This is a genomic window from Micromonospora sp. NBS 11-29 (genome assembly GCF_002140155.1).
In the GTDB taxonomy this organism is placed as follows: Bacteria; Actinomycetota; Actinomycetes; order Mycobacteriales; family Micromonosporaceae; genus Micromonospora.
Genome location: NZ_NAPR01000003.1, coordinates 548,693 through 561,819, shown reverse-complemented (window position 1 = coordinate 561,819; position 13,127 = coordinate 548,693). Strand labels below are relative to the sequence as shown.

Annotated in this window: 9 protein-coding genes and 1 pseudogene; 5 read left to right on the top strand and 5 right to left on the bottom strand. The window is 75.1% G+C overall.

Annotated features, from left to right (window positions below; genetic code table 11):
* The 5 genes from B1205_RS30835 to B1205_RS03845 all read right to left on the bottom strand — a co-directional run.
* The coding region (locus B1205_RS30835; RefSeq protein ID WP_254909685.1) for an alanine racemase at positions 1 to 708 on the bottom strand (708 nt) is incomplete at its 3' end.
* The gene (locus tag B1205_RS03860) at positions 701 to 2,215 is read right to left on the bottom strand and encodes a class I adenylate-forming enzyme family protein (protein WP_089154316.1); all 1,515 of its coding nucleotides are present in this window, start codon (positions 2,213 to 2,215) and stop codon (positions 701 to 703) included. The genes B1205_RS03860 and B1205_RS30835, both read right to left, overlap by 8 nt.
* Positions 2,212 to 3,453 carry an acyl carrier protein gene (locus B1205_RS03855; RefSeq protein WP_089154315.1) on the bottom strand — a complete coding sequence of 414 codons (1,242 nt, stop codon included), beginning with the start codon at positions 3,451 to 3,453 and terminating at the stop codon, positions 2,212 to 2,214. Before B1205_RS03855 ends, B1205_RS03860 begins: the two co-directional genes overlap by 4 nt.
* A gap of 76 nt (positions 3,454 to 3,529) precedes the next feature.
* On the bottom strand, positions 3,530 to 4,744 hold the full coding sequence (locus B1205_RS03850) for an inositol-3-phosphate synthase (RefSeq protein ID WP_089154314.1): 1,215 nt from the start codon (positions 4,742 to 4,744) through the stop codon (positions 3,530 to 3,532).
* A 41-nt stretch (positions 4,745 to 4,785) separates the two neighbouring features.
* Positions 4,786 to 5,934 carry a DegT/DnrJ/EryC1/StrS family aminotransferase gene (locus tag B1205_RS03845; RefSeq protein ID WP_254909684.1) on the bottom strand — a complete coding sequence of 383 codons (1,149 nt, stop codon included), beginning with the start codon at positions 5,932 to 5,934 and terminating at the stop codon, positions 4,786 to 4,788.
* Positions 5,935 to 6,119: 185 nt separating this feature from the next.
* Here B1205_RS03845 and B1205_RS03840 point away from each other — a divergent pair, with 185 nt between their 5' ends.
* From B1205_RS03840 to B1205_RS30830, 5 genes and pseudogenes are all read left to right on the top strand, one after another.
* Entirely contained in the window at positions 6,120 to 7,232 is a 1,113-nt protein-coding gene (locus B1205_RS03840) for a glycosyltransferase (protein WP_254909683.1), read from the top strand.
* Between the two features lie 11 nt (positions 7,233 to 7,243).
* A complete protein-coding gene (locus tag B1205_RS03835) occupies positions 7,244 to 8,683 on the top strand; it encodes a condensation domain-containing protein (RefSeq protein ID WP_089154313.1) in 1,440 nt (479 codons plus the stop codon).
* Positions 8,684 to 8,722: 39 nt separating this feature from the next.
* Positions 8,723 to 9,949, top strand: a complete 1,227-nt coding sequence (locus B1205_RS03830; protein ID WP_089154312.1) for an MFS transporter — start codon at positions 8,723 to 8,725, stop codon at positions 9,947 to 9,949.
* Positions 9,950 to 10,090: 141 nt separating this feature from the next.
* A pseudogene (locus tag B1205_RS03825) lies at positions 10,091 to 12,724 on the top strand (discoidin domain-containing protein); the annotation flags it as partial.
* 82 nt (positions 12,725 to 12,806) lie between these two features.
* A partial coding sequence (locus B1205_RS30830; protein ID WP_369597248.1) for a glycoside hydrolase family 3 C-terminal domain-containing protein occupies positions 12,807 to 13,127 on the top strand: 321 nt, incomplete at its 3' end.

Here is a 13,127-nt window from a genome sequence, read left to right as displayed (position 1 = left end):
GAGCCCGGACAGGTCCGCGTTGCGGCCGGGCCGGGCGAACGGCGCGCCGAAGCCGCCGCCCAGGTCGAGCACGCTCAGCTCGGTGCCGAGCAGGTCGCGCAGCCGGCGGGCGGTGGTCGCGGCGGCGGTGAACTGCGCCACCAGCGCGTCCACCGAGTCGACGTTGCTGCCGGTGTAGAGGTGGAAGCCGCGCACCTCGGCCGCCGGGCGGGACACGAACCGCTCCGGTTCGCGCTCGATCCAGTCGACGTCCGCGCCGAACTGGGACGCGACGCCGGTCATGGTCAGTCCCTGGCCGGGGTTCGGCACCCGGTCGTTGACCCGCAGCAGGCAGCGCAGGACGACGCCGTGGGCGGCGGCGATCCGGTCGGCCTGGTCCAGCCCGACCGGCGAGTCGACGGAGAACCAGCGGACACCGGCGCGGACCGCCTCGGCGACCTCGGCGTCACGCTTGCCGGGGCCGGTGTAGAGCATCCGGTCGCCGGGCACCCCGGCGAGCCGCGCGGCGGCCAGCTCGCCGGGGGAGCAGATCTCGGCGTCGCAGCCGGCCCGGTGCAACGCCGCCACCACGGCGGGGTGCGGGTTGGCCTTCAACGAGTAGTACAGCCGGCTCGGCGCGGGCAGCGCCGCGCGCAGGGCGGCGTGGTTGGCGCGTACCTCGGCCAGGTCGTAGCGGTAGGCCGGGGTGTCGAAGGGCAGGTCAGCCACGGCGCTCACCCGCCAGCCGGGCCAGCGCCCGCCGGTCGACCTTGCCGTTGCCGGTCAGCGGCAGGTCCGGCAGCACGACACAGCGCGCCGGCACCTTCATCTCCTCCAACTGCTCCCGCAGCCGGCGCAGCACGTCGCCCGGGGTCAACGCGGCCACCACGAACAGCGTCGCGCCGTCGCGGCCGTCGGCCGGCGGCAGCACGCCGGCCGCGTCCACGCCGTCGACCCGGTACGCGGCCGCCTCCACCTCGGTGGCGCTGACCCGGGTGCCCTTCTCCTTGTAGACGTCGTCGCGGCGGCCGGCGAAGTGGACGTACCCGTCGGCGTCGACGTGCCCGTGGTCGCCGGTGTGCAGTTGCGGGAAGAGCCCGTGCGCGCGGTGGAAGCGCTGGGCGGTCAGCTCGGGTCGTCGCCAGTAGCCGGCCATCACATGCGGGCCGCGTACCACCAGCTCACCGACCACACCGGCTGGCTGGCGCCGGCCGTCGGTGTCCACGGTGAAGATCTCGGTGCCGGGCAGCGCCCGGCCGCAGGCGCCGGGGTGACGCAGGTCCCCGTCCGGCGGCATGATCGCCGCGCGTTTGCACTCGGTGAGACCGAACATGAGCTGGACGGTCAGGCCGGGCAGCAGCCGGCGCAGGCCGGTCAGCACCTCCGGGGGCATGGCCGCCCCGGTGTTGGTGAGCAGGCGCAGTCCCGGGCGCGGCGCACCGGGGCGGCCGAGCAGGCGCAGCAGGTTGACGGCGAGCGACGGCACGGCGGGCAGCACCGTCGCGCCGGAGGCGACCAGGCTGGTCAACAGCCGGCCGCCGGCCTCGCCGGGGTCGCCCAGGCGCAGCCGGGCCCCGGCCACCGTGCTCAGGAAGATCTGGTAGAGGCCGTAGTCGAAGGAGACGGGCAGCACGTCGTGCACCACGTCGTCGGGCCGGTAGCGCAGCTCCGACTGGATCGCCCGGACCGCGAACGTGACCTGGGCGTGCGTGGACACCACCGCCTTCGGCATGCCGGTGCTGCCGGAGGTGTAGATCAGGCAGACCGGATCGACCGCGAGCGGACCCGCGTCGGCCTCGTCGATCGCGTCGGCCTCGTCGATCGCGTCGGCGGAGTTGGCCGCGCCGGCCACGTCGGTCGCGTCGCGCACCGGCACGCGCCGGACGCGGGACAGGTCGCCGAGGGTGGTGTCGTCGGTGAGGACCAGGGCCGGCTCCGCGTCGTCCAGGACGTGGGCCAGGGCGACCGGTGGCGCCGGCGTGCGCACCACGACGAAGACCGCGCCGGTGCGGGCGACCGCGTACAGCAGCGCCGGCAGCGCCGCGTCGGTGGGCAGCGCGACCAGCACCCGGTCGCCGCGCCGCACGCCCGCCGCGCGCAGCCAGCCGGCCAGGCGCAGGCTGGCGTCGCGGACCTCGCGGTACGTGTGGCACGCGGTCCCGTCGTCGACGGCGGGCGCGTCGGGGCGTACGGCGGCGGTCCGGTCCAGCAGGGCGGGCAGGAGTTCGGTGCTCATCGGGCACCCCCGGCGGCGGCGCCGAACATGGCGCACAGCGAGCCGACGTCGCGCAGGTCGGCGGCGGAGAGCGCGGTCGCCGGCACCTCCACGCCGAGGCGTCGCTCGACCCGGTCGATGACGTCGACCAGCCGGAACGAGTCGAAGCCGGGCAGGTCCCGCAGCACGTCGGTGGCGCGCAGCGCGGATTCGTCCAGGTGCAGGGTGTCGCCCAGCGCGCCGAGCACCGCCGCGCGGACGCCGTCCCCGCCGGCCGGTGGCGCGGCGTCCGGCGCGGTGTCCCCGCCGGGCGTCGCGGTCGGGTCGGCGATCGACTCCAGCGCGACGAGATGGTCGGCGATCAGCGTGCCCAGCGCGTCGGCCAGCTCCGGCGCGGCCGGCCGTCCGGCCTGGACCCGGCGCAGCGCCACGTAGCTGCGGGTGGCGAGCTGCCGCCAGCGCGGCCCCTGCCCGGCCAGCGCGTCGGCGGCGTCCGGCGCGACGGCGGCGAGCCAGTGCTCGTGCAGGTCACGGTCGCGTGCCAGCAGCCAGACGTCGAGCACGAAGCGGTGCAGTCCCGCCTCGGTGTCCAGCGTGGCGCCGGCCCGGGTCAGGTAGGCGGCGACCTCGGGGCGGGCCCGACGGGCCCGGGTGGCATTGTCGGCGAGCATGGCCGGCACGTCGATCGCCGGCGCCGGGTGGGCGGCCACGGCCAGCGCGTGCGCGCCGCCGGCCAGCGCCGCGTCGAACCGGGCGGTGGGCAGCCGCCACACGCCCGGCCGCGCGGGGCCCCGGGCGGTGTCGTTGTGGTAGGCGTCGACCACGGTGACCTCGTCCGCGTCGACGGCCGTGACCAGGAAGCTGTGCGGCATGTGCTCGTGCCCGTGGTAGGGGCACCAGGGCAGGTCGTGGGCGTCGGCGGTGACGTAGAGCGGCTGGCCGGGCCCGCCCAGCCGCCGCACCTGCGGGCCGTCGAGCTGCATCCACCGGCCCTCGACCCGCAGGCCCAGCAGGTCGACCGCCTCGGCGACGCGGTCGTCCCAGGTCGCCTCGACGGTGACCAGGCCGTCCCGGTCGCGGGCCCGGAACCGGTACCGGGCACCGAGGGCGAGGTGGCTGTCGGCCCCGTTCGCGTGGTCCGCCAGCAGGGCGAAGCTGGTCTGGAGGCAGTCCAGCGCGGTCGCGCGCAGACCGGTCAGGATCGGTGTCCACACCGGATCCGTGGTCGGCGGGTCGGGCGCGTTCCGGACGTGTGACATGGGTAGCTCCTCGATGCGGGTACGCGGGGCGGGACCGCCGGCGCGGGACGACCGCGCCGGCGGCCGGGGGCGAGGGTCAGCGCGGCGAGCGGCCGTCCAACCCGTTGGCCCAGGCGGCGAGCACCTGCGCCTGCTCGGCCAGGGCGTGCTCGTCGGTGCCGATCGGGTCCTTGAAGAAGAAGCCCAGCTCCTCGATCGGGCCGACGTGCCCGGCCCGGTGTGCCGCGGCGGTCAGCCGGGCCAGGTCGAGCACGAGCGGGGCGGCCAGCGTGGAGTCGACCCCGCTCCAGGTGAGCTGCATGGACATCCGGACGCCGAGGAACCCCTCGAACGAGACGTGGTCCCACGCGGTCTTGTGGTCGCCGAGGTCCGGCACGTTGTCGATGTGCAGCGGGGCGGTGACGTCCTCGCCGAGCAGCGCCGGCAGCACGCCCGACTTGGAGCTGAGCTTGCTGCGGGCGTTGCGCGGGTCCTCCAGCGTGGCGCCGTCGCCGCCGCCGAGCAGGTTGACCCCGGCCCAGGAGAGCACATGCAGGGCGCGACAGGTGAACATCGGCGCCAGCGCGGTGCGCAGCAGCGTCTCCCCGGTCTTGCCGTCGGAGCCGGCGAACGGCACCCGCTCGTGTTGCGCCATCATCTCCAGCGCGGGCAGCCGCGCGCCGGTCGACGGGGTGAAGTCGACGAAGCCGCACCCGGCTTTGAACGCCGCGTACGCGACCACCGAGCTGGCCGGCAGCGCCCGCTCGTCCGGGTCGGCCAGGCTGCGGTTCAGCGCGTCCAGGTCGTCGTGCTCGGGCCGGTGGTCGGCCGGTGGCTCGGTCGACGACACGTTGATCACGACGACCCGGGACAGCCCGTGCCGGCTGCGGAACTCCTCGATGTCGCCGGCCAGCCGGTCGACCACGTCGGCCAGCGGTCCGGTCTCGGTCCGCGCGTCGTATCCGGTGCGCAGGTCGCGCTCGATCTCGGGCAGGTTGCCCCGCACGGCGGCGAGCACCGGCGCGGGGATGACGCCGGAGTCGACGAGCGACTCGGCCTTCTTCTCCAGCGGCGTGTCGACGATGTCGTGCCCGCCGACGACCAGGTCGGCCCAGCCCGCCAGCGGCGCGTCGCGCAGCAGGCGAGTGTCGGTGACGCAGCCGGTCGAGTCGGCCATGCCGGCGCGCAGCGCCAGCAGCCCGGTGATCGCCGTGGTGGCGACCGAGCCGCGGGCGCCGTTGAGCCACACCCCGACGGGTCCGTCGGTGTCGGGGGTCGGACGGGAGGAGGTTTCACGCTGGGTGACGGTCACGGGAAGGTCCCTTCAGGTGGGTGCGCCGGCGGTGGCGCGGATCAGCGGGCGAGCACCTTGGCGACGGCGGTGGCGACGTCGTGCATGTCCTGCTCGCTGCCGAGGAAGGTGCTGTGGTGGGTCTGGACGGTGTGCGCGGCGAGCCACTCGGTCTTCGGGTAGGCGCGGTCGGCGTGGATCGCGGCGAAGCGCTCGGCCAGCGGCGCGAGCAGCGGCTTGGTCCACGGCTGGAGCAGCCGGCTGCGGTGCAGCGGCTCGTCGGTGCAGTAGAACCGTCGGCCCAGCTCGGCGGTGAGCGCGGCGGCCACGGCGGCGTTGTCCATGCCACGGGGCAGTTCGTCGAGGACGATCGTGCCCTCGTAGATCGAGATGCGGGTCTGCGCCGACGCCGGTTGCAACAGCCGGACGCCGTCCACGTCGGCGAGCAGGTCGCCGAGCAGCCGGTAGTTGTGGTTGCGCACGTCGTGCTGGGCGTCCAGGGTGGCCAGTTGCGCGCACGCCACGGCGGCGGAGAACTCACCCAGGCAGAAGTTGGCGCCCTGCACCCCGGCGCTCTCCTCCAGGTCCAGCTCACCCGGGGGCGTCCGGTCGCCGCGGTAGCGCCGCGAGTCGGCCCGCAGCTCTTCGAGGAGCGGCGCGAGGGTGTCGTCGTCGGTGACCACCGCACCGCCCTCGCCGCAGGTGAGAACCTTGCCGTGCTGGAAGCTGAAGCAGCCCAGCCGGCCGAACGAGCCGGCCTGGCGGCCCTGCCAGGTGGCGCCGTGGGCCTGCGCGCAGTCCTCCACGATCGAGATGCCGCGCGGCCCGGTGACCGCGTCCAGCGCCGGGACGTCGGCCATGTTCGAGGCCCAGTGCACGGCCACCATGGCCCGCGGGTCCACCGACAGGTCGAGGTCGTCCGGCCCGACGCAGCCGGTGTCGCGGTCGACGTCGACCAGCACCGGCACCAGGCCGGCGCGCAGCGCGGCGGTGGCGGACGCGGTCCAGGTCAGCGCCGGCACCAGCACGGTCTCGCCGTAGCCGAGGCCCAGCGATTCCAGCGCCACGACCAGGGCGCTGGACCCGTGGTCGACCGGCACGCAGTGGCGGGTGCCGACGTAGTGGGCGAAGTCGGCGGCGAAGCGGCGTTCGAACAGTACGCCGTCGTCGACCGACGGGCTGCTGATCGCCCACCGCCCGCCGTGCAGCACGGTGGCGAGGTTGCGGGCGGCGTCCGNGGGCGGACCGGCCGGCCGCCGTCGACGGCGAGCCGCCGGTCGAGCGGAATGGAGGTCGTCATGTCTTCCGACCCTGATACCGGTCGATACATCGGCGGTACACGCCGGATACCCGCGCCGTGTATCGGCGTTGTATCGCCCTGGCCGACCCTCAGGACATGAGCCGATCCGCACCGCCCGTGGGCGAACCGACCGAACCCCGCGCCGTCACGCGCGGCGTCTCCGTCGTCATCCCGGTCAAGGACCGGGTGCCGGAGATGCGCCGCCAGCTACGCAGCCTGCGCGAGGCCGCCCCGCACTGCCCGGAACCGGTGGAGGTGGTGGTCGTCGACGACTCGGGGCCCGCCGCGGCCGCCGCGCACCGCGCCGCCTGCGCCGAGTTCGGCGCCCGCTACGTGCGTGGTCCCCGGCACGTCGGCGCGAAGCGGAACCTGGGCGTCCGGCACGCCCGCCACGACCTGCTGCTGTTCACCGACTCCGACTGCCGGGTGCCGGCCGACCTGATCACCCGGTACGCGGCCCGGCTGCGCGCCAGCGGCGAGGAGGTCGCCGGCGTCACCGGCCCGGTGCTGGTGGAGCCGGGCGACAGCGCCTTCTTCCGCGTGATGCGCCGCTCCTACCTGCTGCTCGGCGACCTCACCCGCCCGCTGCACTTCGCCCGCGTCTCCTGGGGCGCCGGGGCGAACACGGCGCTGAAGCGGTCCGCGTTCGACGCGGTCGGCGGGTTCCCGGAGGACTCGCCGATGCCGATCGGCGGCGAGGACCTGCACCTCGGGCTGCTGCTGACCGACGCCGGCTACGTGCTGCTCGCCGAGCCGGACGGGGTGGTCACCCACGACACCGGCGTGGCCGACACGTTCCGTGCGGTGGCCTACCGGTTCACCACGTACGGCCGGTCCGAGCAGTGGCTCTGCCTGGCCCACCCGCACCGACGCCGGTTCGTGTTCAACACCGCCAGCGCGCTGGCCGTCACCGCGCTGGCCGGACTGCTCACCGCCCGGCGCAGCGGCGGACGCAGCCTGCTCGCGGTGCCCGCCGTCGCCGCCGCGGTGGTCGCCGCGAAGACACCCGGCCGACTCGGCGACGACCGCGGGCCGAGGGCGGTGGCCGAGTCGGTGGCCTGCGCGGCGGTCGAGACGCTCTTCGACGGCGCCGCGTTCGTCACCGCGCTCCGGCTGCGCCGGCCCGACCTGCTCTTCACCGGCTTCCGCGCCCCGGACGAGGCCGACTACCAACCGGTCCCGACGCCGGCGGCGTCGGTGGCGGCCTGAGGGGGCCGGCCGTGCCGACGACGTTGCCACTGGCGCCCAGCCAGCAGATGATGTGGGAGTTCATGACCGCGCTCGACCCGGCCCGCCCCGGTGACGCCCGGCTCGTGGTGGTGGAGTTCCGCCGGTTACGCGGCACGCTGCGGGTGGACGTCCTGCGTCAGGCCATGCAGGACGTGGTGGACCGGCACGACGCGCTGCGGATGCGGTTCGCGCGGATCGGCGCCGAACCGGCCGTGACGATCCTGCCGCACGTCGACTCGCCGCTGGAGTACGTTGATGTGTCCGGCCTCCACCCGGCGCGGCAGCAGGCCCGGGTGGAGCAGATCGCGTACGCGCACCGCAACGACGCGTTCGACCCCGGCCGGGCGCCGCTGTGGCGGGCCGCGTTGGTCCGGCTCTCCGCCACCGAGCACGTGCTCGCGCTCTGCTTCTTCCACATGGTCTCCGACGGCTGGTCGTGTCGGGTGTTCGTGGAGGACCTGTGCCACGCGTACGCGGCCCGGCTCGGCGCGGTCGACCCGCAGCCGCCGCTCGGGGTGGACTTCGCCGCGCTCGCCGCGCTCCAGGAGGCGGAGCTGAGCGGGGGCGGCATCGACGCCGCCACCCGGGCGGAGTACTGGCGGGACCGGCTGCGGCCGGTGCAGCCGTACCAACTCTTCCCGGCGCGGGCGCCGGACCCGGACGTCGCGCTCAGCGCCGAGGTGGCCACCCGCTTCGCGTTCCCGCCCGAGGTCACCGCCCGGCTGCGACCCGTCGCCCGGCGGGCCCGGACCAGCCCGTACGTCCTGCTGCTCGCCGCCTACCTGGTGCTGCTGGCGACCCGGGCCGGCCGGTCCCGAGTGGTGCTCGGCACCACCACGCTGGGTCGGGAGAGCCCGCTGTCCCGGCGGCTGATCGGGCAGTTCACCAACAACGTCTACCTGCCGGTGACGGTCGCGCCGGACGCGCCGATGCGCGAGGTGGTCGCCGCCGCGCACGCGGCGCTGGCCGGGGCGGTCGACCACGCTACCCCGTACCACCGGGTGGCCCGCGCGGTCCGGCCGGACTTCCCGCGGGTGCGCCCGTGGCCGGACAACCACCTGTTCGACGCCTGGTTCCAGTCCGCCGCGTCCGCCTCGCCGGTGCTGCACTGCCCGGGGCTGCGGATCGAACCGCTCGACGTGACCGCCCGGCCCGCCCCCGGCACCCCGCCCCCGGTGGTGGCCGCCGACGTGCCGCCCGACTGCCTGCCGGTCTGGGTCAAGCGGGGCTCCCCGATCGTGGTGCTGGACGACGACCGGGCCGGTGGCGTCGTCATCCGCAACCGTGGCGTCTTCGGTGACGACCTGGTCCGCGGGCTGATCGACGACTACGTGGCGGTGGTGTCGGCGCTCGTCGCCGACCCCGACCTGACCCCGGGGCGGCTGCGCCTGCCGCACGGCGCGTGCTTCCTCGACCACGCAATCGGGTAGGACACTGACCGGGACCGATCCGAGAGGGGCACGACCGCCATGACGGACACCTCGACGCAGCGGCATCCGACGCCGACGCCGGCCCCGCCGGTGCCCCGGTCGGCCGTGCGGGCCCGCTGGTCCGTGACGCTGCTCTTCGTCATCATGGGCCTGGCCATCGGCAGTTGGTCCGCCCGGGTGCCCGACGTGCGCGACGCGGTCGGCGTCGGCAACACCGGCTGGGGGCTGGCCAACATCGCCACCAACGCGGGGGAGCTGATCTCCCTGGTCGTGGTCGCGGTGCTGATCAGCCGGATCAACACCCGCCGGCTGGCGCTGGCCGGGGCCGCGCTGATCCTCGTGAACGCGCCGCTGCTGGCCGCCTCCACCACGGTGGTGGCGCTGGTCGCCGGGCTCGCGGTCTGGGGTTTCGCGGCGAACCTGCTGGCCACCCCGATGAACGCCCAGTCGGTCGAGGTGCAGAAGCGCTACGGCCGGCCGATCCTGTCCACGTTCCACGCCGGCTTCAGCGTCGGGATGCTGGTCGGCGGGCTCTGCGGCACCGGCGCCGCCGCGATCGGGCTGTCCCCGTCGGCGCAGATGGCGGTCACCAGCGTGCTGCTGGGCGCGCTGCTCATCGCCGCGCACCGCTGGCTGCCGGACACCCCCCGGCAGGAGACGAAGGACGGCGAGACCCGGCGTGGGCTGCGCGAGCGGTTCACCCCGCAGCTCCTGCTGCTCGCGGTGATCGCGTTCCTCGCCTCGTTCGTCGAGATGGCCGGCGCGCAGTGGAGCGCGCTCTACGCCACCGAGGTGGCCGGCGCGGCGGCGGTGCTGGCCGCCGCCACGTACACCGGTCTCTCGCTCTCCGCCACCGTGGCCCGGCTGGTCGGCGACCGGTTGGCCGGGCGGATCGGGCGGATCCGTTTCGTCCGGGCGTCCGCGCTGGTCGCCACCGCCGGCATGGCGCTGCCGGTGGCGTACCCCCATCCCGCCGCGGTGATGGTCGGCTTCGCGTTGCTCGGCTTCGGGCTGGCCTGCGTCACCCCGACGGTGCTCGGCTTCGCCGGCGAGCAGCCCGGCCTGACCTCCGGCGAGGGGGTCTCCGTGGTGGCGATCGGCCAGTGGCCCGGCGCGCTGCTCGCCGCGCCGGTCATCGGCCTGCTCGCCGGCGCGCTGGACCTGCGGACCGCGTTCCTGGTGGTGGCCGTGCTGGCGCTGGCCATCGTGGCGTTGATCGGGCGGGTCCGGGCCCGGGCGTTGCCGGGGGAGACCCCGATCGCCTGACCGGTCCCGGGCGGCCGGCGGCGTCCATGATCGGTTCCGGACTTCGCCGGGAGCATTGACGGATCGAAGCAGCCGAATGGAACCTGGTGGGCGAGCGCTCTCACCTCGTACCGGCCGCCAGCCCCGTTGACGGGAGCCGCCATGTCCACACCGCCGCCCGGCGGGCGACGCCGCCTCGCCACCGCCACCGCCACCCTGCTCGTCCTGCTCGCCGCCTACCTGGCCGTCCCGGCCCCGGCCGCCACCGCCGCCGGTGCCCTGCTGTCCCAGGGCCGCCCGACCACCGCCTCCTCCACCGAACAGGGCGGCACCCCGGCCGCCGCCGCCACCGACGGTGACACCGGCACGCGCTGGGCCAGCGCGTTCGCCGACCCGCAGTGGCTCCAGGTCGACCTCGGCGCCACCGCCACCGTGGACCAGGTCCGGCTGGTCTGGGAGGCGGCCTACGCGACCGCGTTCCAGATCCAGGTCGCGGCCGACCCGACCGGGCCGTGGACCACGATCCACACCACCACCGCCGGCACCGGCGGCACGCAGACACTCGCCGTCGCCGGCACCGGCCGGTACGTGCGGATGTACGGCACCGCCCGGGCCACCGGCTACGGCTACTCGCTCTGGGAGTTCCAGGTCTACGGCACCACCGGCACCCCACCGCCGTCGAGCGGGCGGCCGATCTCCGAGTTCGCGAAGGTCACCGCGTCCTCGTGGGAGGGCGGCAACGCGCCCGCCGCCGCCGTCGACGGCCNCCGCTGGCCCAGCCAGTCCAGCGACCCGCAGTGGCTCGCCGTCGACTTCGGCGGCGTCGCCACCGTCGAGCGGGTGGTGCTGAACTGGGAGGCCGCGTACGCCACCGGCTACCGCCTGGAGACCTCCACCGACGGCCTCACCTGGACCACCGTGTACACCACGACCACCGGCCGGGGCGGCGTCGAGCAGCTCACGGTCCGCGGCACCGGCCGCTACCTGCGGCTGTACGGTACGGCGCGGGCCACCGGCTACGGCTACTCGCTGTGGGAGTTCCAGGTGTACGGCACCGTCGACGACGCCGCCACCACCGCGCCGATGCTCTCCGGGCCGACCCGCCCGCCCGCCACCCGTGACCAGTTCGCGCTGACCGCCCCGGCGGACGGGACGCTGGTGACCACCACCCGGCGGCCCACGCTGAGCTGGGCGGCGGCCCCCGGCGCCACCCGCTACCAGGTGTGGCTCAACATCAGCCGGACCGACTACGACTTCACCGCCACCGGCAACCTGATCGACCTCTACACCAAGGTCGCCGAACCCACCGGCACGTCGTACACCCCCACCTGGGACCTGCCGGACCGCTGGACCTACCAGTGGTACGTCACCTCGGTCGGCGGCACGCCGCTCACCTCCGGCATCCGCCGGTTCGGCGTCTACCTGCCCACGTTGGAGACGGTCGCCGACGGGATCGGGGTCGTCGCCGGCAGCCGCGACCTCAACCGCGACGGCACGATCCAGCCGTACGAGAACTGGCGGCTGCCGGTGGAGAGCCGGGTGGACGACCTGCTGGGCCGGATGACGGCCGAGGAGAAGGCGTACCAGATGTTCTACAACGCCCAGGCGTTCCCGCGCTCGGGCTGGCACTTCGGCCCGGCCCAGGCGCAGGACCTGCACAACCAGCTCCTCGCCTCGGCGGGCACCCGGCTGGGCATCCCGTTCGTCTCGGCCGGCGACACCATCCACGGCTACCAGACGACGTACCCGATGCAGAGCGCGCTGGCCGCGGCGCGCGACTACCCGCTCGACTACCGGCTCGGCGACATGCAGCGGCGCGAGCAGCTTGAGGTCGGCACCCGGGGGGTGCTCGGCCCGCTCGCCGAGGTCGGCACCAAGGTGATCTACCCGCGCATCCAGGAGGGCAACGGCGAGAACGCGCAGGTCGCCGCCGCCCAGGTGCGGGCGCTCGTGGCCGGTCTGCAGGGCGGGCCGGAGCTGAACCCGAGGTCCGTGCTCGCCACCGTCAAGCACTGGCCCGGCGAGGGCGCCGGCGGCGAGGCGCTGATCGTCTACGACGCGGTCACCATCAAGTACCACATGATCCCGTTCCGCGCGGCGATGGAGGCCGGCGCGGTCAACATCATGCCCGGGTACGCGGGCAGCTCCTACCTGGACCCCGGCGGCCCCGGCGCCGGCGACAGCGCGCCGATCCTCGCCTACCTGCGGCAGAACCTCGGCTACCGGGGCCTCATCACCACCGACTGGCTGCCGTCGGGCTCCTGGGTCGGCGCGGCGAAGGCCGGCTCCGACGTGATGGGCGGCGCCGACCCGGGCGCGGCGGGCTTCACCATGGCCACGTTCCTGGCCAACGTGCCGGCCGCCCGGATCGACGACGCGGTCCGGCGGGTGCTGCGGATCAAGTTCCAGCTCGGCATCTTCGAGAACCCGTACGGCGACCCGGTCAACGGCCCGTACCGCTTCCACCAGCCGTCGTACGCGGCGCTGGCCAACCAGGCGTCCCGGGAGGCGATGACGCTGCTGAAGAACGACGGCGGGGCGCTGCCGATCCGGCTCGCGCCGGGCGACAACATCGTGGTGGCCGGGCCGCGCGCCGCCGACACCGCCGCCTGCTGCGTCTGGACCAGCTTCTTCCACGCCGAGTACGGCTCGCGGACCATCCTGGAGGCGGTGCGTGACCGGGCGGCCCGCGACGGCGTGAACGTGTACGCCGACGACGCGCCCAACCCGAAGCTGGCCGTGGTGGCGGTCGGCGAGGCGTCCTACACCCACGCCACCAACTGGCCGAAGGAACAGCCCTACCTGCCGCCGGACCAGCTCGCGCTGATCCAGAACTTCCGGGCCCGGGGCATCCCGGTNGGCCCTGCCCCGCCCCTACGTGATCACCGAGTGGCGGGACCTGGCCAGCGCCATCGTGGTCACCTACCGGGGCGGCGAGGAGATGGGACCGGCGCTGGCCGGCCTGCTCTTCGGCGACTACCAGCCGCGCGGGAAGCTGCCCTGGCAGTTGCCCCGCAGCCTGTCCGACGTGCTGCGCCCCGGCGGCACCGACGTGCCGGCCGACGCGGTCGAGGCCTGGGACCTGCCGTACGACCTGGGCGCGACCGCGGCGCAGCGGGCCCAGATCCGGGCCGCCATCGACGCCGGCCAGCCACCGGCCACCACGTACGGCAATCCGCTCTACCCCTACGGCGCCGGG

What these genes read in the sequence shown, in the direction of transcription:
- B1205_RS03840 (WP_254909683.1), top strand. Translation starts at nt 6,120, where the DNA reads ATGAGCCGATCCGCACCGCCCGTGGGCGAACCGACCGAACCCCGCGCC.
- B1205_RS03860 (WP_089154316.1), bottom strand. Translation starts at nt 2,215, where the DNA reads ATGAGCACCGAACTCCTGCCCGCCCTGCTGGACCGGACCGCCGCCGTA.
- B1205_RS03830 (WP_089154312.1), top strand. Translation starts at nt 8,723, where the DNA reads ATGACGGACACCTCGACGCAGCGGCATCCGACGCCGACGCCGGCCCCG.
- B1205_RS03855 (WP_089154315.1), bottom strand. Translation starts at nt 3,453, where the DNA reads ATGTCACACGTCCGGAACGCGCCCGACCCGCCGACCACGGATCCGGTG.